The following is a 17,196-nucleotide window of genomic DNA, read 5'->3' as shown; positions in this document are numbered from 1 at the left end:
AGGTCAGGACAGCCAGGTGTAGCGGCGTTCGGGCCGGCCGGCCGCGCCGTACTTCAGGGTGACCTCGGCCCGGCCGGTGCCCGAGAAGTGCTCCAGGTAGCGGCGGGCGCTGACCCGGGAGATGCCGACCCGGTCGGCGCACTCGCTGGCCGATAGCGTGCCCTCGTGCTCGCGCAGGGCGCGTTCCACCAGCTCGGCGGTCTCCGGGCTGAGGCCCCGGGGCAGGGTCGCGGTGGCGGCGGGCGAGCCGCTGCGGGACAGCACCCGGTCGACGTCGGCCTGGTCGGCGACGACGGCCGCGCGCAGCGCGGTGCGGCGGACGGCGTACTGCTCCAGCCGGGTGCGCAGCTCGTCGAAGCCGAACGGCTTGAGCAGGTAGTTGACGGCGCCGTAGCGGACCGCCCGGCGGACCGCCTCGGCCTCCCGGGCGGCGCTGATCACCAGCACGTCGCAGTCGTGCCCGGCGGCCCGGATCCGGGTCACCACATCCAGGCCGAACATGTCCGGCAGGTAGAGGTCGAGCAGGACCAGGTCGGGGCGGAGCTGGTCCACCGCGGCCACGGCCTGCTCGCCGGTGCTGGCGGCGCCGACCACCCGGAAGCCGTCGATCCGCTCGACGAAGCCACGGTGGATCCGGGCCACCATGAAGTCGTCGTCGACGACGAGTACGTCGATCATCGCGCCTCCTGCCAGACGTTCGGGGGCACCGAGATCCGCGCGGTGAACATCGCGCCCTCGTCGGTGTTCGCCACGGCCACCTCGCCGCCGCGGCGGTGGCAGACCAGCCGGGTGAGCGCGAGGCCGATCCCGCGCTCGCCGCCCTCGGCCGCCTTGGTGGTGAAGCCGTGGGTGAACACCTCCTGCGCCAGCTCGGGCGCCACCCCGGGGCCGGAGTCGCGGACCACGATCTCCACCGAGGCGGCGTCCTGGCGAAGTTCGACCTCCACCCAGGCGGGGCGGTCGGACGAGTCGGCGGCCACCGCCTCGACCGCGTTGTCCACCAGGTTGCCGAGGACGGTGGCCACATCCGCCGCCAGCTCCGGCGGCAGCCGGTCCAGCCCGGTCCGTTCGGAGACCCGCAGCTCCACCCGGCGCTCGGCGGCCACCGCCGACTTCGCCATGAGCAGCGCCGCCACCGCCGTGTCGTGGATTCGGCTGGTCACCGTGAGGTCGAGCGAGGCGCGGTGCCGGCTCAGCGCGTCGACGTACCGGACCACCTCGTCGTGCTCGCCGATCTGGATCAGCCCGGAGATCGTGTGCAACTGGTTGGCGAACTCGTGGGTCTGCGCCCTGAGCAGTTCGGTGGTGCTGCGGAACGAGCCGATCTCCTGCTCCAGCCGGGCCAGCTCGGTCCGGTCCCGCAGGGTGGTGACGGAGCCGAGCCGGTGACCGTCCTTGCGGACCGTCATCCGGTTCATCACCAGCACCCGGCCGCCCCGGACCACCACCTGGTCCCGGGCCTCCGGGCCGCTCCCCGCGCCGGCCAGCACGTCCCGCAGCCGGCCGTTGATCCTCAGCTCGGCGAGGCTGCGGCCGAGGCAGTGTTCGGGCAGGTCGAGCAGGCGTCGGCCGACCGCGTTGACCAGGGTGATCCGGTGCTGGGGGTCCAACGCGATCACCCCCTCGGCGATGCCGTGCAGCAGCGCCTCCCGGTGCTCGGCCAGCCCGGCGATCTCCCGGGGCTCCAGGCCGAGGGTCTGCCGCTTGATCCGGCGGGCCAGCAGCCACGATCCGACCACCCCGAGGCCGCAGGCGATGCCCAGGTAGGTGAGCAGGTAGGACGAGGCGCCGACGAGCCGCTCCGACCAGGTCGGCGCCGCCTCGCCGACCACCACCACGCCCAGGTACCGCCCGAGGTTCTTCTTGGTCTTCGGGTCGTCGCCGAGCACCGGCACCTGGGCCACCAGCTGCCGCGAGCCGTCGATCTCCAGCTCGCCGAACCAGCTCCGGCCGTCCGCCACCCGGGGGTCGCCGAGCACCACCCGGCTGCCCACCAGCGTCGGGTTGGTCGAGGCGACCACCCGGCCCCGGGCGTTCGCGACGGTCACCGAGGTGACGCCGTACTGGGTGAAGGTGTTCTGCACCAGCGGGGCGATGGCCTCGCCCGGCGCGGGCTGGTCGAGCTGGTCGCGGAGCAGGGGGCTGCCGCCGAGCCGTTCGCCGAGGGTGGCGACCCGGCGCCCCTCGACCCGGTTGAACGTCGCCGCCGACTGGGCCAGCGAGACGGCGGCGACCGCCACCAACACCACGACGATGATCGCGAGCTGGAGGATCAGCAGCTGCCCGGCGAGCGTGCGGCGCCGGGACGTGACCGCGACCACAAAGACCTCAACTTCCGCTGGTGACACAACGCAGACAAGCTGCCCGGGTGGAGGCCACCATCTTGCCGCTGGACTCATTCGAAACGGAAGAGAAACAAGATGGCAACTAGGAGAAACGTGCTGGTCATGGGGGTCGCCGCCGCCTCGGCGCTGGCCCTGGCTGCCTGTGGCGCCACCGCCGACAAGAACGAGGGCGGCTCCAGCAACGACGGCAAGCCGGTCAGCGGACTGCGGATCATGGTGCCGAACACCCCCGGTGGCGGATACGACACCACCGCCCGGACCGCCGCCAAGGTGATGGAGGACGCCAAGATCGCCACCGGCGTGCAGGTGTTCAACCTGCCCGGCGCGGGCGGCACGGTCGGCCTCCAGCGGACCGTGAACGAGAAGGGCAACGGCAAGCTGGCCATGCAGATGGGCCTGGGCGTGGTCGGTGCCTCGTACACCTCCAAGTCGGCGGCGACGCTGACCCAGACCACCCCGCTGGCCAAGCTGATCGAGGAGGCCGGCGCCATCGTGGTGCCGAAGGACTCCCCGTACAAGACCATCAACGACCTGGTCGCGGCGTGGAAGGCCAACCCGAAGGGCATCGCGGTCGGCGGCGGCTCCTCGCCCGGCGGCCCGGACCACCTGCTGCCCATGCAGCTCGCCAAGACCGTCGGCATCGACCCGCGCCAGGTCAACTTCGTCTCGTACGACGGCGGCGGCGAACTGCTGCCCGCCGTCCTCGGCGGCAAGGTGGCCTTCGGCGCCAGCGGGTTCGGCGAGTTCCTCGACCAGGTCGAGGCCGGCCAGATCCGGGTCCTCGCGGTGACCAGCGAGGCGCCGATCGAGGCGCTCAAGGAGGTGCCGACCCTGAAGTCCGCCGGCATCGACCTGGTCTTCACCAACTGGCGGGGCATCGTGGCGCCGCCCGGCATCAGCGACGCCGACAAGAAGGTCTGGATCGACGTGCTGACGAAGATGCACGAGTCGGAGGCGTGGAAGGCCGAGCTGACGAAGCGCGGTTGGACCGACGCGTTCGTCACCGGCGACGAGTTCGGCACCTTCCTCACCGAGCAGGACAAGGCAGTGGCCGACGTACTCAAGCAGCTCGGGTTGGCATGAGCGGCATGACGACGCGACCGGACCGGGGCGGCGAGCCGCCGTCCCGGCCCCCGGTCGTACCGGACATCCCGGCGCAGCCGGGCGCCGCGCGTACATCGGAGAAGCCGGCGGCCCCGGCGACTGGGACCGACCCGGCGGCGGACGCCGTGGCGGAGCCGGTCCGGAAGCCCGACCGGGCGCAGTACGGCGTCTGTGCGTTTCTCGCCCTGGTCGGCGGGCTGGTCATCTTCGACGCGACGACCCGGATCGGGAGCGCGATCAACACAGCCGACCCGATCGGCCCCAAGCCGGTGCCGATCCTGCTCGGTGTGCTGCTGCTCGTCATCGCGACGATCTACGCGGTGGACGTGGCCCGCGGCGGCGCCGGCGAGCCGGAGGCCGGCGAGGACGTCGATCTGACCGTTCCCGTCGACTGGCGCACCGTGCTGCTGCTCATCGGCGCGTTCCTGGTCAACGCCGTGCTCATCGAGCGGCTCGGCTGGGTGATCAGCGGAACGATCCTCTTCTGGGGTTCGGCGTACGCGCTGGGCAACCGGCACTACGTGCGCAACCTGCTGATCGCCGTCGCGCTGTCGTTGATCACGTTCTACACCTTCGCCATCGGGCTCGGCGTCGACCTGCCCGCGGGCGTGCTGCAAGGGATCCTGTAGATGGACAACTTCGCCAATCTGCTCGACGGGTTCGCCAATGTGCTGACCCCGATGAACCTGCTGTTCGCGCTGCTCGGGGTGACCATCGGCACCGCCGTCGGCGTGCTGCCCGGCATCGGCCCGGCGATGACCGTGGCGCTGCTCCTGCCGGTCACCTACGGGATGGAGCCGGCCCAGGCCTTCATCATGTTCGCCGGCATCTTCTACGGCGGCATGTACGGCGGTTCCACCACCTCGATCCTGTTGAACACCCCCGGCGAGTCCTCGTCGGTGGTGACCGCGATCGAGGGCAACAGGATGGCGAAGGCGGGCCGGGCCGCCCAGGCGCTGGCCACCGCCGCGATCGGCTCGTTCGTCGCCGGCACCATCGCCACCGTGCTGCTGGTGGTGGTCACGCCGCCGGTGGTGCAGTTCGCGATCAGCCTCGGCGCACCCGACTACTTCGCGCTGATGCTGTTGGCGTTCGTGTCCGTCACCGCGGTGCTCGGAGCGTCCCGGGTACGCGGCTTCGCCTCGCTGGTGCTCGGCCTGGTGATCGGTGTGATCGGCATCGACCAGTCCGGCCAGCAGCGGCTCACCTTCGGGCTGCCGCAGCTCGCCGATGGCATCGACGTGGTCGTGGTGGCCGTGGGCATCTTCGCCGTGGGCGAGGCGCTCTGGATCGCCGCGCACCTGCGGCGCAAGTCCGGCGAGGTGATCCCGGTGGGCCAGCCGTGGATGGGGAAGCAGGACTGGAAGCGGTCCTGGAAGCCGTGGTTGCGCGGCACGGCGTTCGGGTTCCCGTTCGGCGCGGTGCCGGCGGGCGGGGCGGAGATCCCCACCTTCCTGTCGTACGTCACCGAGAAGAAGCTGACGAAGCACCCGGAGGAGTTCGGCCGGGGGGCGATCGAGGGCGTCGCCGGTCCGGAGGCCGCGAACAACGCCTCGGCCGCGGGCACCCTGGTGCCGATGCTGGCGATCGGCCTGCCGACCAACGCCACCGCCGCGGTGATGCTGGCCGCCTTCGAGGGGTACGGCATCCAGCCCGGTCCGCTGCTCTTCACCCGGGAGTCCAGCCTGGTCTGGACGCTGATCGCCAGCCTGTTCGTGGGCAACCTGCTGCTGCTGGTGCTCAACCTGCCGCTCGCCCCGGCCTGGGCGCGGCTGCTGCGGATCCCGCGCCCCTACCTCTACGCCGGGATCCTCTTCTTCGCCTCGATGGGCGCGTACGCGGTCAACGCCCAGCCGTTCGACCTGTTCCTGCTGCTCGCCCTCGGCCTGCTCGGCTTCGGCATGCGCCGCTTCGGGTTGCCGATCCTGCCGCTGATCGTCGGCACCATCCTCGGCCCGCGTGCCGAGCTGCAGGGCCGGCGCGCGTTGCAGCTCTCCGGCGGTGAGCTGCACGGGCTGATCGGCGGCTGGGTGTCCTGGCTGATCTACGCCACGGTCGCCGCGGTGCTCCTCTGGCCGCTGATCGGCCGGTTCGTGGTCCGTCCGCTGCGCGGAAGGTCGGTGACGGCATGACGGTGCTGGTGGGGTACGTCCCCTCGCCGCTGGGCGAGGCGGCCCTGCGGGCCGCGATCGAGCAGGCCCGGTTCCGGGACGAGCCGGTGCTGGTGGTGAACACCTCGCGCGGCGACGCGTACGTCGACCCGCGGCTCGCCCAGGAGCCGGACCTGGACCGGGTGGTCCGCGAACTGGTCGCCGCCGGGGTGCCGCACGACGTCCGGCAGCTCATGCGAGGGCGGGACGCGGCGGAGGAGATCGCCGAGATCGCCGAGACCGAGGACGTGTCGCTGGTCGTGATCGGCATCCGGCACCGCACGCCGGTCGGCAAGCTGATCATGGGCTCGACCGCGCAGGAGATCCTGCTCCGGGTGCCCTGCCCGGTGCTCGCCGTGAAGGCCGACTGAGTGGCGCCCGGGGCCTCCGCGGTCCCCGGGCGCGCCCAGACCGGCCTGCTGCTCACGCACACCGTCGCGGTGCAGGCGGTCACCTTCATGCTCCGGCCGGCGTCCGCGTACCGGGCGTTGGAGCTGGACGTGCCGGGGGCCTGGCTGGCTGTGCTCGGGGCCAGCTTCGCCGTCGTACCCCTGGTGCTGGCCGTGCCCTCCGGGCACGCCGTGGATCGGCTCGGCGAGCGCCGCGTCGCGCTCGCCGGGTCGGCCCTGCTGGTCGCCGCCGGCCTCGGCTTCGTGCTGCTCGCCGGCTCGGTGGTCGGCCTGGTCCTGGCCAGCATGGCGCTCGGCACCGCACACCTCTGCGCGGTGGTCGCCCAGCAGGCGCTGGTCGCCAACCGCACCTCGGCCGACCGCTACGACGCCGCGTTCGGCTACTACACCTTCGCCGCCTCGCTGGGTCAGGCGCTCGGGCCCGGCCTGATCGTGCTCTTCGGCGGGGACCGCCCGATCCCCGACACCCGGTCCATCTTCCTCGGCGCCACGGTGGTGGCGCTGCCGCTGCTGGTCGTCGCGCTGTTCCTGCGCCCGTCCGGACACCACCGGCAGGCCGCCGACGGTTCCGGCGCCGATGGGCTGCGCGACCTGCTCCGCCGGCCCGGCCTGGTCCGCGCCCTCGTGGTGAGCTGCGTCGTCCTGGCGGCGGTCGACATCACCCTGGTCTACCTGCCCGCGCTCGGCGCGGAACGCGACATCGCCGCCGGTTCGATCGGCATCCTGCTCGCGGTCCGGGCGGTCGCCTCGATGGCGTCCCGGCTGCTGCTCGGCCGGCTCGTGGCCGCGCTCGGCCGGCGGGTCGTGCTGGTCGGCACCGTGGCGCTCTCCGCCGTCGGGCTGGCCCTGCTGCTGCCGCCGCTGCCGTTCGCGGTGCTGCTGGTCGTGGTCGCGGTGGCCGGGCTCGGGCTGGGTGCGGGCCAGCCGCTGACCATGTCATTCCTGGCCGAGGTGGCGCCGCCCGGGCTGCGCGGCCGGGCGATGTCGCTGCGGCTCACCGGCAATCGGCTCGGTCAGGTGCTCATCCCCAGCGCGGCCGGCGCGCTGGCGGCCGGTACGGGCGCGGCCGGCGTCCTCGCCTGCACCGCGGCCGGCCTGGCCGGCGCGGCCGTCACCGCCTCCCGCCTGCACCGGCCGCCGCCCGCGGATCCGATCCCTGAGTGAGAGAAGGACGACCATGGAGACCCCCACGACCGCCGACCTCTACGACCGGCACGGCGACGCCCTCGGTTCGTGCGACACCCAGTTGCGTCAGTTCGGCGGGGTCCGGGCCTTCGCCGGACCGGCCGTCACAGTGCGCTGCTTCCAGGACAACGCCCTGGTCAAGTCGATCGTGGCCGAGCCGGGGGAGGGCCGGGTGCTGGTGGTGGACGGCGGCGGCTCGCTGCACACCGCCCTGATGGGTGACCTCATCGCCGGCACGGCAGCGGAGAACGGCTGGGCCGGCGTGGTGATCAACGGCGCGGTCCGCGACGTCGTCGCCCTCGGTGCCCTGCCGATCGGCATCAAGGCGCTGGGCACGAACCCGCGCAAGAGCGCCAAGACCGGCGCCGGCGAGCGGGACGTGCCGGTGTCGTTCGGCAACTGCGTCTTCGCGCCCGGTGCGGAGGTGCACAGCGACGACGACGGCGTCGTCGTGCTGCTCGGACCAGTCAGATGATCCGCCGGACGGGGCCCTAAGCCTCGGTGGCCGGGTGCGGGGCGACCTGGCCCTGACGGAGCCGGGCCGCGCAGAGCTCGGCCAGCTTCGCGTACGCGGGGGCGCCGATCAGCGCGGTCAGCTCCGGGCCGTAGGAGATGTACATCGGCTCGGCGCCGACGTGCGCGTCGGTGGAGGAGGTGCACCACCAGTCCAGGTCGTGACCGCCCGCGCCCCAGCCGCGCCGGTCGAACTCGCTGAGCGTCGAGATCAGCACCTTGGTGTTGTCCGGCCGCTTGTGCCAGTCCTGGTCGCGGCGGATCGGCAGCTGCCAGCAGACGTCCGGCTTGTATTGCAGCGGGTGCACCCCGTCGCGCAGCGCCTGGGCGTGCAGCGCGCAGCCGCCCCCGCCGGGGAAGTCGACGTCGTTGAGGAAGACGCAGGGCGCGTCGGCGGCCCGGGTGGCCGTCCGCCGGGCGGGGTTCTTCCCGTCGATCGTGTCGTTCTCGGTCCAGTTCTTGAAGCCCCGGCGGAAATGCTGCCAGGTCTGCGGGGTGAGCCGCTTGACCGCCGCCCGGACCCGCTTCTCGTCGTCGCCGTCGGTGAAGAACGCGCCGTGTGAGCAGCAGCCGTCCGCGGCGCGGCCGGCGACGATGCCGTGGCAGCCCTTGCCGAAGATGCACGTCCAGCGGGAGAGCAGCCAGGTCAGGTCGGCCCGCACCACGTGCTTCGCGTCGGCCGGGTCGACGAACTCGATCCACTCCCGCGGGAAGTCCAGCCCGACCTCCCGGCTGCGCGGGTCGTCGGGGTCGTCCACCAGCACGTGAAGTTCGATCTGCCCTGTCACCCGGACCAGCGTACGCGGGGTGACCCCGCCCGGCCGGCGAGCCGAGGAAACGTGTTGGCCCTAGGGTCGTCAGCATGCGACTGGGTGTCCTCGACGTCGGTTCCAACACGGTGCACCTGCTGGTGGTCGACGCGCACCACGGCGCCCACCCGTGGCCGGCGCACTCCGAGAAGGTGGTGCTCCGGCTGGCCGAGCAGATGGGCCCGGACGGCGCGCTGACCGACGCGGGCGCCGACGGGCTGGTCAAGGCCGTCAGCATGGCGCGGGCGGCGGCGGACGGGCTGGAGGCCGAAGACCTGCTGGCCTTCGCCACCAGCGCGGTGCGCGACGCCAGCAACGCCGGCGAGGTGCTGGCCCGGGTCCGCGACGAGACCGGCGTACGCCTGGAGGTGCTCTCCGGCGCGGACGAGGCGCGGATGACCTTCCTGGCGGTCCGGCGCTGGTTCGGCTGGTCCGCCGGCCGGCTGCTGGCGATGGACATCGGGGGCGGCTCGCTGGAGCTGGCCGCCGGCATCGACGAGGGCCCGGACGTGGCGGTCTCGTTGCCGCTGGGCGCGGGGCGGCTGAGCCGGGAGCGGCTCAAGGTCGACCCGTCCGGCACCGTCCCGCCGTCGGCCGAGGCCGTCGAGGAGCTGCGGGAGTACGTCGACGCGCAGCTCGACCCGGCGGTCGAACAGCTCACCGAGGTGGGCTGGGAGCGTCCGGTGGCCACCTCGAAGACGTTCCGGACGCTGGCCCGGCTGGCCGGTGCGGCGCCCTCCGGGGCCGGGCTCTGGGCCCGGCGCAGCCTGACCCGTACCGGGCTGCGGCAGGTGCTCGGCTTCATCCGGCACATCCCGCCGGCCCAACTGCCCGAGCTGGAGGGGGTCAGCGCGCAGCGGGCCCACCAGCTCCTCGCCGGGGCGGTGGTGGCCGAGGCGGTGCTGCGCCGGCTCGACGTGGACTGCCTGGACATCTGCCCCTGGGCGCTGCGCGAGGGGGTCATCCTGCGCCGGTTGGATCAGCTGGCGCCGATGTGATCCCGGCCTGCCGCTCCAGGTGTTTTGTGGATACTCGTCCCGATGCTTTGTGGCGGGTGCGGCTACCCTCAGGGGTGTGACTTCCCGCGTTCCGGTGCTCCTGTCCACGTCCTCGGTCTTCCCTGAGCGGACCGCGGCGGCGTTCCAGCTCGCCTCGACGCTCGGATACGACGGCATCGAGGTGATGGTCTGGACCGACCCGGTCAGCCAGGACCCGGGCGCGCTGCGCGGCCTCGCCGACCACTACGGCGTCCCGGTCCTCTCGGTGCACGCGCCCTGCCTGCTGGTCACCCAGCGGGTGTGGAGCCCCGACCCGTGGGAGCGGCTGCGCAGGGCCGCCGAGCTGGCCGAGACGCTGGAGGCGCCCACCGTCGTGGTGCACCCGCCGTTCACCTGGCAGCGCGACTACGCCCGCAACTTCGCCGTAGGGCTGGACCAGATCGCCGGCCGCTTCGGCGGGCTGCGCTTCGCCGTGGAGAACATGTACCCGGTGCGGATGGCCGGCCGGCAGTTCGTCCCGTACGTGCCGGGCTGGGACCCGACCGACACCGGCTACGCCGCGTACACGCTGGACCTCTCGCACTGCGCGGCATCCCACACCGACGCCCTGGCCATGGCCGACCGGATGGGGTCCGCCCTGGCCCACGTGCACCTGGGCGACGGCACCGGCGAGGGGCGCGACGAGCACCTGGTGCCCGGGCGCGGCGGCCAGCCCTGCGCGGAGCTGCTCCGCTCGCTGGCCGGCCGGGGCTTCACCGGCTCGGTGGCGGTCGAGGTGACCACCCGGGGCGCGAAGAGCCGCGCGGTCCGCGAGGCGGACCTGCGCGAGTCGCTCGAGTTCGCCCGGGCCAACCTGACCGCCCCCTCCCCGGTCGAGGCCTGACCAGGAGTCGGAGCGGCGGGTCAGCTCACCGGGGTCAGCGGTTCCGGCTGGGCCGGAACGGTCACCTGGTCACCGACGGCGGCCCGCTTGCGGGCCCGGTGCGCGGCCACGTGCGAGCGGGTGGCGCAGCGCTCCGAGCAGAACCGCCGGCAGCAGTTCGACGAGGTGTCCAAGTAGACGTTGCCGCAGCGCTCGTCTGCGCAGACGCCGAACCGGGCGCTGCCGTACTCGCAGAGCCAGACCGACAGCCCCCAGACCGCGCCGGCCAGGTATTCGGAGCTGACCGAGGCGCCCCGGCTGGTCACGTGCATGTGCCAGTCGGAGGAGTCGTGGCCGGAGATGCGCGGCTGCACGGGGAACGCCTCCAGCAGCGCGTTCAGCTCCGTCACCGCCTCGGCGTCGCGGCCCGAGGTGCCGTAGTCGAAGATGTCGCGCAGGCGCTTCTGCGCCCGCCGGAAGATCGCCAGGTCCCGATCGGCGACCTCGTCGCGCATCCACGCGTTGTCGTCGGGGAAGAGGGCCCGCAGGTCGTCGAGGTCGTCCAGACGGGCGTTGACGAGATCAACACCGGTCCGGGCGTACGCGTCGAAGTTCACGACACCAACGGTAGACGACTCACGGGCTACGCGGCGCGTCGATGTAGTGGGGCAGGAACCGCGCGTAACCGTCCGTGATGAGACTCTCGCTCTCCCGGAGGCCCGCGCCGGCCGACTCGCCGTCCACGATCCAGCTGCCCAGCACCAACCGGCTGCCCGCGAACTCGGGCAACGCCCGGAACTCCTGGTAGCAGAAGCCCTCGTCGCCGTAGATCCCCGGGTTGGTGATCTCGGTGCCGGCGCTGACGATGCGGACCGAGCCGCCCTCCCGGCCGAGCAGCGGCTTGGCCACGTACTCGGTCATCCCGCGCGGCGAGTCCAGGTACGCGGGGAGCAGATACTCGTGGCCCGGGTAGAGCTCCCAGAGCACGGCCAGCAGCGCCTTGTTCGACAGCAGCAGCTTCCAGGCCGGCTCGATCCAGGTGGTCGGGGTGCCCGGCGCCAGGGCCGGCGGCCCGTACGGCTCGGCGAGCATCCACTCCCAGGGGTAGAGCTTGAAGCAGGTGGTGATCGGCCGGTCCTCGGCGTCGACGAAGCGCCGCCCGTCCCAGCCGACCCGCTGGATCGGCAGGAGCGTGACGTCCAACCCCGCCTGCCGGGCGGTCTCGGCCAGGTAGCCGGCGGTGATCTGGTCCTCGCCCGACTCCTCCTCCGCCGACCAGACCACGTGCACCCGGGGGTCGTGCAGGCCGGCGCCGATCTTGGCCCAGGCGCCGACCAGCCGCTCGTGCAGGCTGTTCCACTGGTCCGCGTCCGGGCGGGTGTGCTCCAGCCAGTACCACTGCACGATGCTCGCCTCGACCAGCGCGGTCGGGGTGTCGGCGTTGTACTCCAGCAGCTTCGGGGGCCAGCTGCCGTCGTACCAGAGGTCGAAGCGGCCGTAGAGGGTCGGCGGGGCCTCCCGCAGCGACCGGGCGACCGCCTCGGCGGCCCACTCCGGGATGCCGAACTCGGCGTACCGGTTGCGGGCCACCACGTGCTCGGCGGCGGCCACCGACATCCGGTGCAGCTCCTCGGTGGCCTCCTCCAGCCGGAGCACCTCGTCCAGCTCGAAGGCGTACGCGGCGGTCTCGTCCCAGTACGACATGATCCCGCCGTCGGGCAGTTCGGTGTCGACGTACACCAGGCCCTGGGCCCGGACGGTGGCGTCCCAGTCGGGGCGCGGGGTGCTCGCCTCGCGCCGCACCTCAGCCGCCGCAGGAGGCGAGGTGGGTGCCGAAGCCGCCGCGCTCGGGCAGCGCCGCGGCGACCGGCGCGGGGGTGTCCCGGGCGGCGGTGGCCGGTGCGGGGACCCGCAGCGCCACGGCGACGGTGTCGGCACCTCCGCCGGCCGGGCCCAGGGCGCAGTCGTCATCATCGTCGTCGTATCCGGTGTTGCAGCCGGAGAGGGCGAGGGCCAGGGCGGTCAGGGCGCCGAGCTGCACGGTGGCCGACCGGAGCCGGCGTCGGGGGCGTCGTTCCACGTGATCGTTGTAGCGGATCCCCGCCAGCCGGGCCGTCCCGCGGTCCCCACCGGAACGCTGCGTGACGTTGCCCGCCGCCCCCGGCGCGGGCCCACCGCCGGGCGTTACGCTCGGCTCATGCTCCGTTCCGTCATCCTCGCCGCCTCCCGGTCATCCCAGGTCGAGCGGCTCGTCGCGACGGCCCCGTTCACCCGGGATGTCGTCCGCCGGTTCGTCGCCGGCGCCGGCACCGACGACGCGCTGCGCGCGACCCGCGCACTCGTCGCCGACGGCCAAGCGGTCACCCTCGACAACCTCGGTGAGGACACCGTCACCCCGGAGCAGGCGAACGCCACCCGGGACGAATACCTCAAGCTGCTGCGCCTGCTCGGCGCCGCCGGGCTCACCCCGGCCGCCGAGGTCAGCGTGAAGCTCTCCGCGCTCGGGCAGATGTTCGACGAGCAACTCGCGTACGACAGCGCGCGGGCGATCTGCGCGGCGGCCGACGCGGCGGGCACCACGGTCACCCTGGACATGGAGGACCACACCACCACCGACTCGACCCTGGACATCCTGGCCAAGCTGCGCAAGGACTACCCGTCGACCGGTGCGGTGCTCCAGGCCTACCTGCGGCGGACCGAGTCGGACTGCCGCGAGCTGTCCGGCGCCGGCTCCCGGGTACGGCTCTGCAAGGGCGCGTACAAGGAGCCCGAGTCGGTGGCGTACCAGTCCGCCCGCGAGGTGGACAAGTCGTACGTGCGCTGCCTGAACGTGCTGATGTCCGGGGACGGCTACCCGATGCTGGCCACCCACGACCCGCGCCTGATCGCCATCGGCGAGGACCGGGCCCGCTGGTTCGACCGCGGCCCGGAGCGGTTCGAGTTCCAGATGCTGTTCGGCATCCGCCCCGAGGAGCAGAAGCGCCTCGTCGGCGACGGCTACACCGTGCGCACCTACGTCCCGTACGGCGACCAGTGGTACGGCTACCTGATGCGCCGGCTGGCCGAGCGCCCGGCCAACATGGTGTTCTTCGGCCGCGCGCTGATGTCGAAGAAGTGACTCAGGCGTTCGACCAGGTCCGGGTGCAGAGCACCAGCCGGTAGCCGTCCGGATCGGCGAACGTCACCCCCCAGCGGTCCCAGTACGGGCCGGCGGAGACCCTGGTCCCGCCGGCCCGTTCCAGTCGGTCGGCCAGTTCGTCGTCGACCGGCCCGTCGAGGTAGAGCACGAACAGGTCCTCCGTGGTGGGGCGTGGGGCGACGCTCGGCTGCCCGCCGCCGACCAGTTCCAGGTGCCAACCCGCGCCCGGCCAGCCGAGCATCACCAGGTCGTGCTCGCCGGGCCCGTCCGCGGCGCCGCGGTAGAGCACGTCCAGGCCCAGGCCGTCGGCCCAGAACCGTTCGGCGACGGCCAGGTCGCGGCTGGGGCGGGCGAGGCGTACGTGGGTGTCTGCGGAGAGCGGCATACGCGAAATCCTCCGAGCTCCACCCGACTTGAGGTCAACCCTTGACGGCGGAAGCTAATGGCATTAGCTTTGCGGCTATGACGATTAGCCAGGTGGACCGGGACGGCGGAACCATCGCGTACGAGGTGCACGGGGACGGGCCGCTGGTGGTCCTCTCGCACGGCATGGGAGAGAACCGGGGATCCTTCCGCCACCTGGTGCCCCGGCTGGTGGCGGCCGGCTACCGGGTCGCCACTGTCGACGTGCGCGGGCACGGCGACTCCAGCCCGCGCTGGCCCAGCTACGCCCCGGCCGAGATCGGCGGCGACCTGCTCGCCGTGGTCCGGGCGATCGGCGGCGGCCCGGCCACCCTGGTCGGCAGCTCGTCCAGCGCCGCCGCCGTGGTCTTCGCCGCCGCCGACGCCCCGGCGCTGGTCAACGGCATCGTGCAGGTCAGCCCGTTCGTCGCCGCGCCGAAACCGAACCCGGTGCTGCGGGCGGCCCAGGCGGTCGTGCTGCGCAGCCCGCGGCTGTTCGGCATGTTCCACCGCACCCTGTTCCCGGGCGCGCGGCCGGCCGACGACGCCGCGTACCGGAAGGAGATGGTCGCCAAGCTGCGCGGCCGGATGGCCGCGGTGCGCGGCGTGGTCGCGCCGGTCGACCCGCACTGGACCGCGCGGGCCCGGGAGGTGCGGCAGCCGGTGCTGGTGCTCATGGGCACGAAGGACCCGGACTTCCCGGACCCCGGTGCCGAGGCGCGGGCCGCCCGCCGCCACTTCGCCACCGCTGAGGCCCGCATGATCGCCGACTCCGGTCGCTACCCGCACGCCGACCAGCCCGACGCGACCGCCGCCGACCTGGTCGAGTTCCTGGCGGTGACCTCCGGTGCCTAGGGCCGGCCTGACTCCGCAGACCGTGGTCCGCGAGGCTGCCGTGCTCGCCGACGAGGTCGGCCACGACCGGCTCACCCTGGCCGCGCTCGCCGCCCGGCTCGGTGTCGCGCTGCCCAGCCTCTACAAGCACGTGCGGGGCGTGGACGCGCTGCACCAGAAGCTGGCCGTGCTGGCCACCGCGGAGGTCGCCACCGAGCTGACCACCGCCGCCGCGGGCCGGGCCGGTGGCGACGCGCTGCGCGCCGCCGCCACCGCCCTGCGGGAGTACGCCCGCCGGCACCCCGGCCGCTACCCGGCCACGCAGCGGGCGCCCGACCCCGACGACCCCGAGCACCTCGCCGCCGCCGAGCGGGCCGTCGGCGCGATCTACGCGATCCTGCGCGGGTACGACCTCAGCGGCGACGCGGCGGTCGACGCCACCAGGATGTTCCGGGCTGCGGTGCACGGGTTCATCACCCTCGAGGCGGCCGGCGGGTTCGGTCTGCCCCGGGACATCGACCGTTCCTTCGACGAGATGGTGGCCGCGCTGGACACCGCGTACCGCAACTGGAGGTCCCGGTGAAGGCCGCCCTGCTCACGCTCATCTTCCTGCTGGAGCTGGCCCTGCTCGCGGCCGCCGGCTGGTGGGGGTTCACCCTCGACGCCGGCTGGCCGGTACGGCTGCTCGCCGGCCTCGGCGCGCCGCTGGCGATCGCCGTGGTCTGGGGGCTGTTCTGCTCGCCCCGGGCCACCGTGGCGCTGCCCGCGCCGGCCAAGCTGAGCGTGCAGGCCGCCTGCTTCCTCACCGGCGGCCTGCTGCTCGCCCTGGCCGGGCGGCCCGTGCCGGGCGCGGTGCTGGTGGCCCTCTGGGCGCTCGACAAGACCCTGCTCACCCTCTCCGGCGAGAAGATCTGACCCTGATCCACCGGCTCCGAGTTCCGCCCCGCGGTTCCCCGGTGGCTCGGGTCGGTCGCCGTTCGAGCTGACGCCACAGACGACTCCCCACCTCCCCGATCCCGGCGGCCCTCCGGCTCGGGGAGGTGGCGGTGTCCGCGCCCGCTCTCTTGCTCGCCCCGGATCTTGGACGATTTCGGCCCCTCTGGGGGCCGTTTCCTACCAAGATCTCGTCCGGGCACTTCGCCGTCGGGGCTGAGGCGTTTACGTCATCAAGTTTGTAGGCGGGGAAACAGTTTGTGGGCGGCGAACTGAGAGCGCGGGCGGGCGGAGCCGGTTCGGCTCGGGGCGGCGCGCGGGGGACTCTTCCCGCCTCGCCCGATTGGTCGTACCCTTCGCCGGTGACCGACGGTGACGAGCGGCCCGCCGACGCGACGGCGAGCGGCGACGAGCAGCCGGCCACCGTGTCGCCGGACGGCGACAGTCCGGCCCGCCACCCGGCTGCTGCCGGGGCCGGCGAACCCGGCCGCACTGCCGCGCCGGACGGCATCCCGGCAGCCGAGAACGACGAGCCAGCAGAGAACGCCGATCGAGCCGGAAACGCCCAGCCGGCCAAGAACGACGGGCCAACCGGCAACGACGGGCCAGCCGGAAACGCTGAGCGAGCCGGAAACGCTGAGCGAGCCGGAAACGCTGAGCGAGCCGGAAACGCTGAGCGAGCCGGAAACGCTGAGCGAGCCGGAAACGCTGAGCGAGCCGGAAACGCTGAGCGAGCCGGAAACGCTGAGCGAGCCGGAAACGCTGAGCGAGCCGGAAACGCTGAGCGAGCCGGAAACGCTGAGCGAGCCGGAAACGCTGAGCGAGCCGGAAACGCTGAGCGAGCCGGAAACGCTGAGCGAGCCGGAAACGCTGAGCGAGCCGGAAACGCTGAGCGAGCCGGAAACGCTGAGCGAGCCGGAAACGCTGAGCGAGCCGGAAACGCTGAGCGAGCCGGAAACGCTGAGCGAGCCGGAAACGCTGAGCGAGCCGGAAACGCTGAGCGAGCCGGAAACGCTGAGCGAGCCGGAAACGCTGAGCGAGCCGGAAACGCTGAGCGAGCCGGAAACGCTGAGCGAGCCGGAAACGCTGAGCGAGCCGGAAACGCTGAGCGAGCCGGAAACGCTGAGCGAGCCGGAAACGCTGAGCGAGCCGGAAACGCTGAGCGAGCCGGAAACGCCGCCGAGCCAACCGGAAACGCCGAGCCGGCCAAGAACGACGGGCCAAGCGGCAACGACGGGCCAGCCGGAAACGCCGAGCGAGCCGGAAACGCCGCCGAGCGAGCCGGAAACGCCGAGCCGGCCAAGAACGATGAGCCAGCCGGGAACGACGGGCCAGCCGGGAACGACGGGCCCGAGGACGACGAGCCAGCCGTCCGGTGCGCGCTCGACGGTGCCGAGGATGTCGCCCCGGCACCCCGGCCGCAGCCCGGCCCGCCCGGTCACCCGCCCGGCGTTCACCCGCCCGGCGTTCACCCGTTCGTCGCGGGCGGCGGGCCGACGCCGGGGGTCGTAC

20 protein-coding genes are annotated in these 17,196 nt (G+C 73.1%); 12 read left to right on the top strand and 8 right to left on the bottom strand.

Annotated features, from left to right (window positions below; all coding sequences use genetic code 11):
- Window positions 1-3 precede the first annotated feature (3 nt).
- Complete coding sequence (locus AC0OLQ_RS33235) at window positions 4-678, bottom strand: response regulator (protein ID WP_484529423.1); 675 nt, start codon at window positions 676-678, stop codon at window positions 4-6.
- Window positions 675-2,321, bottom strand: a complete 1,647-nt coding sequence (locus AC0OLQ_RS33230) for a sensor histidine kinase (protein ID WP_357334552.1) — start codon at window positions 2,319-2,321, stop codon at window positions 675-677. The genes AC0OLQ_RS33235 and AC0OLQ_RS33230 overlap by 4 nt, the downstream gene beginning before the upstream one ends.
- Before the next feature lie 99 nt (window positions 2,322-2,420).
- On the opposite strand from AC0OLQ_RS33230, the gene AC0OLQ_RS33225 reads away from it, so the two are divergent.
- From AC0OLQ_RS33225 to rraA, 6 genes are read left to right on the top strand one after another with little or no spacing between them, the layout of a single operon-like run.
- Entirely contained in the window at window positions 2,421-3,428 is a 1,008-nt protein-coding gene (locus AC0OLQ_RS33225; RefSeq protein ID WP_484529422.1) for a Bug family tripartite tricarboxylate transporter substrate binding protein, read from the top strand.
- A 5-nt stretch (window positions 3,429-3,433) separates the two neighbouring features.
- Window positions 3,434-4,078, top strand: a complete 645-nt coding sequence (locus AC0OLQ_RS33220) for a tripartite tricarboxylate transporter TctB family protein (RefSeq protein WP_484529421.1) — start codon at window positions 3,434-3,436, stop codon at window positions 4,076-4,078.
- Window positions 4,079-5,581, top strand: a complete 1,503-nt coding sequence (locus AC0OLQ_RS33215) for a tripartite tricarboxylate transporter permease (RefSeq protein ID WP_484529420.1) — start codon at window positions 4,079-4,081, stop codon at window positions 5,579-5,581. It begins immediately after the preceding gene.
- Window positions 5,578-5,970 carry a universal stress protein gene (locus AC0OLQ_RS33210; RefSeq protein WP_091317572.1) on the top strand — a complete coding sequence of 131 codons (393 nt, stop codon included), beginning with the start codon at window positions 5,578-5,580 and terminating at the stop codon, window positions 5,968-5,970. Before AC0OLQ_RS33215 ends, AC0OLQ_RS33210 begins: the two co-directional genes overlap by 4 nt.
- Window positions 5,971-7,173 (top strand): MFS transporter, encoded by a 1,203-nt coding sequence (locus AC0OLQ_RS33205; RefSeq protein WP_484529419.1) that lies wholly within the window; start codon window positions 5,971-5,973, stop codon window positions 7,171-7,173.
- 13 nt (window positions 7,174-7,186) lie between these two features.
- Window positions 7,187-7,669, top strand: a complete 483-nt coding sequence (gene rraA / locus AC0OLQ_RS33200) for a ribonuclease E activity regulator RraA (protein ID WP_484529418.1) — start codon at window positions 7,187-7,189, stop codon at window positions 7,667-7,669.
- A gap of 16 nt (window positions 7,670-7,685) precedes the next feature.
- Here rraA and AC0OLQ_RS33195 read toward each other — a convergent pair whose 3' ends face one another.
- Complete coding sequence (locus AC0OLQ_RS33195; protein WP_357334570.1) at window positions 7,686-8,495, bottom strand: DUF3109 family protein; 810 nt, start codon at window positions 8,493-8,495, stop codon at window positions 7,686-7,688.
- A 74-nt stretch (window positions 8,496-8,569) separates the two neighbouring features.
- Between AC0OLQ_RS33195 and AC0OLQ_RS33190 the strand changes: the two genes are divergently transcribed.
- On the top strand, window positions 8,570-9,514 hold the full coding sequence (locus AC0OLQ_RS33190; RefSeq protein ID WP_484529417.1) for a Ppx/GppA phosphatase family protein: 945 nt from the start codon (window positions 8,570-8,572) through the stop codon (window positions 9,512-9,514).
- A gap of 76 nt (window positions 9,515-9,590) precedes the next feature.
- A complete protein-coding gene (locus tag AC0OLQ_RS33185) occupies window positions 9,591-10,397 on the top strand; it encodes a sugar phosphate isomerase/epimerase family protein (RefSeq protein WP_484529416.1) in 807 nt (268 codons plus the stop codon).
- Between the two features lie 20 nt (window positions 10,398-10,417).
- Here AC0OLQ_RS33185 and AC0OLQ_RS33180 read toward each other — a convergent pair whose 3' ends face one another.
- The 3 genes from AC0OLQ_RS33180 to AC0OLQ_RS33170 are packed head-to-tail and all read right to left on the bottom strand — an operon-like array spanning window position 10,418 to window position 12,456.
- Window positions 10,418-10,993, bottom strand: coding sequence for a CGNR zinc finger domain-containing protein (locus AC0OLQ_RS33180; RefSeq protein WP_484529415.1), 576 nt, complete (start codon window positions 10,991-10,993; stop codon window positions 10,418-10,420).
- A 19-nt stretch (window positions 10,994-11,012) separates the two neighbouring features.
- On the bottom strand, window positions 11,013-12,179 hold the full coding sequence (locus AC0OLQ_RS33175; RefSeq protein ID WP_484529414.1) for a glutathionylspermidine synthase family protein: 1,167 nt from the start codon (window positions 12,177-12,179) through the stop codon (window positions 11,013-11,015).
- A gap of 1 nt (window position 12,180) precedes the next feature.
- A complete protein-coding gene (locus AC0OLQ_RS33170; protein WP_484529413.1) occupies window positions 12,181-12,456 on the bottom strand; it encodes a hypothetical protein in 276 nt (91 codons plus the stop codon).
- Between the two features lie 117 nt (window positions 12,457-12,573).
- Here AC0OLQ_RS33170 and AC0OLQ_RS33165 point away from each other — a divergent pair, with 117 nt between their 5' ends.
- The gene (locus AC0OLQ_RS33165) at window positions 12,574-13,494 is read left to right on the top strand and encodes a proline dehydrogenase family protein (protein ID WP_357334584.1); all 921 of its coding nucleotides are present in this window, start codon (window positions 12,574-12,576) and stop codon (window positions 13,492-13,494) included.
- A 1-nt stretch (window position 13,495) separates the two neighbouring features.
- Here AC0OLQ_RS33165 and AC0OLQ_RS33160 read toward each other — a convergent pair whose 3' ends face one another.
- On the bottom strand, window positions 13,496-13,900 hold the full coding sequence (locus AC0OLQ_RS33160; RefSeq protein WP_484529412.1) for a VOC family protein: 405 nt from the start codon (window positions 13,898-13,900) through the stop codon (window positions 13,496-13,498).
- A 77-nt stretch (window positions 13,901-13,977) separates the two neighbouring features.
- Between AC0OLQ_RS33160 and AC0OLQ_RS33155 the strand changes: the two genes are divergently transcribed.
- Genes AC0OLQ_RS33155 through AC0OLQ_RS33145 form a run of 3 tightly spaced genes read left to right on the top strand, consistent with a single transcriptional unit; the run spans window position 13,978 to window position 15,666 of the window.
- Window positions 13,978-14,772, top strand: coding sequence for an alpha/beta fold hydrolase (locus tag AC0OLQ_RS33155; protein ID WP_484529411.1), 795 nt, complete (start codon window positions 13,978-13,980; stop codon window positions 14,770-14,772).
- On the top strand, window positions 14,765-15,334 hold the full coding sequence (locus AC0OLQ_RS33150; protein ID WP_484529410.1) for a TetR-like C-terminal domain-containing protein: 570 nt from the start codon (window positions 14,765-14,767) through the stop codon (window positions 15,332-15,334). Before AC0OLQ_RS33155 ends, AC0OLQ_RS33150 begins: the two co-directional genes overlap by 8 nt.
- Window positions 15,331-15,666 (top strand): YrdB family protein, encoded by a 336-nt coding sequence (locus AC0OLQ_RS33145; protein WP_484529409.1) that lies wholly within the window; start codon window positions 15,331-15,333, stop codon window positions 15,664-15,666. The genes AC0OLQ_RS33150 and AC0OLQ_RS33145 overlap by 4 nt, the downstream gene beginning before the upstream one ends.
- A 251-nt stretch (window positions 15,667-15,917) precedes the next feature.
- On the opposite strand, the gene AC0OLQ_RS33140 is transcribed toward AC0OLQ_RS33145, so the two are convergent.
- Window positions 15,918-17,156 carry a hypothetical protein gene (locus AC0OLQ_RS33140; protein ID WP_484529408.1) on the bottom strand — a complete coding sequence of 413 codons (1,239 nt, stop codon included), beginning with the start codon at window positions 17,154-17,156 and terminating at the stop codon, window positions 15,918-15,920.
- Window positions 17,157-17,196 lie beyond the last annotated feature (40 nt).

The organism is Micromonospora sp. Utrum1 (assembly GCF_057197805.1).
The sequence above is the reverse complement of the archived record's forward strand: the minus strand, read 5'-3'. Positions and strand labels throughout refer to the sequence as shown.

Excerpts from the sequence above, each read along its gene's own strand:
- AC0OLQ_RS33165 (WP_357334584.1), top strand. The coding sequence starts at position 12,574 with ATGCTCCGTTCCGTCATCCTCGCCGCCTCCCGGTCATCCCAGGTCGAG.
- AC0OLQ_RS33160 (WP_484529412.1), bottom strand. The coding sequence starts at position 13,900 with ATGCCGCTCTCCGCAGACACCCACGTACGCCTCGCCCGCCCCAGCCGC.
- AC0OLQ_RS33190 (WP_484529417.1), top strand. The coding sequence starts at position 8,570 with ATGCGACTGGGTGTCCTCGACGTCGGTTCCAACACGGTGCACCTGCTG.
- AC0OLQ_RS33235 (WP_484529423.1), bottom strand. The coding sequence starts at position 678 with ATGATCGACGTACTCGTCGTCGACGACGACTTCATGGTGGCCCGGATC.
- rraA (WP_484529418.1), top strand. The coding sequence starts at position 7,187 with ATGGAGACCCCCACGACCGCCGACCTCTACGACCGGCACGGCGACGCC.
- AC0OLQ_RS33225 (WP_484529422.1), top strand. The coding sequence starts at position 2,421 with ATGGCAACTAGGAGAAACGTGCTGGTCATGGGGGTCGCCGCCGCCTCG.
- AC0OLQ_RS33215 (WP_484529420.1), top strand. The coding sequence starts at position 4,079 with ATGGACAACTTCGCCAATCTGCTCGACGGGTTCGCCAATGTGCTGACC.
- AC0OLQ_RS33220 (WP_484529421.1), top strand. The coding sequence starts at position 3,434 with ATGACGACGCGACCGGACCGGGGCGGCGAGCCGCCGTCCCGGCCCCCG.
- AC0OLQ_RS33155 (WP_484529411.1), top strand. The coding sequence starts at position 13,978 with ATGACGATTAGCCAGGTGGACCGGGACGGCGGAACCATCGCGTACGAG.
- AC0OLQ_RS33210 (WP_091317572.1), top strand. The coding sequence starts at position 5,578 with ATGACGGTGCTGGTGGGGTACGTCCCCTCGCCGCTGGGCGAGGCGGCC.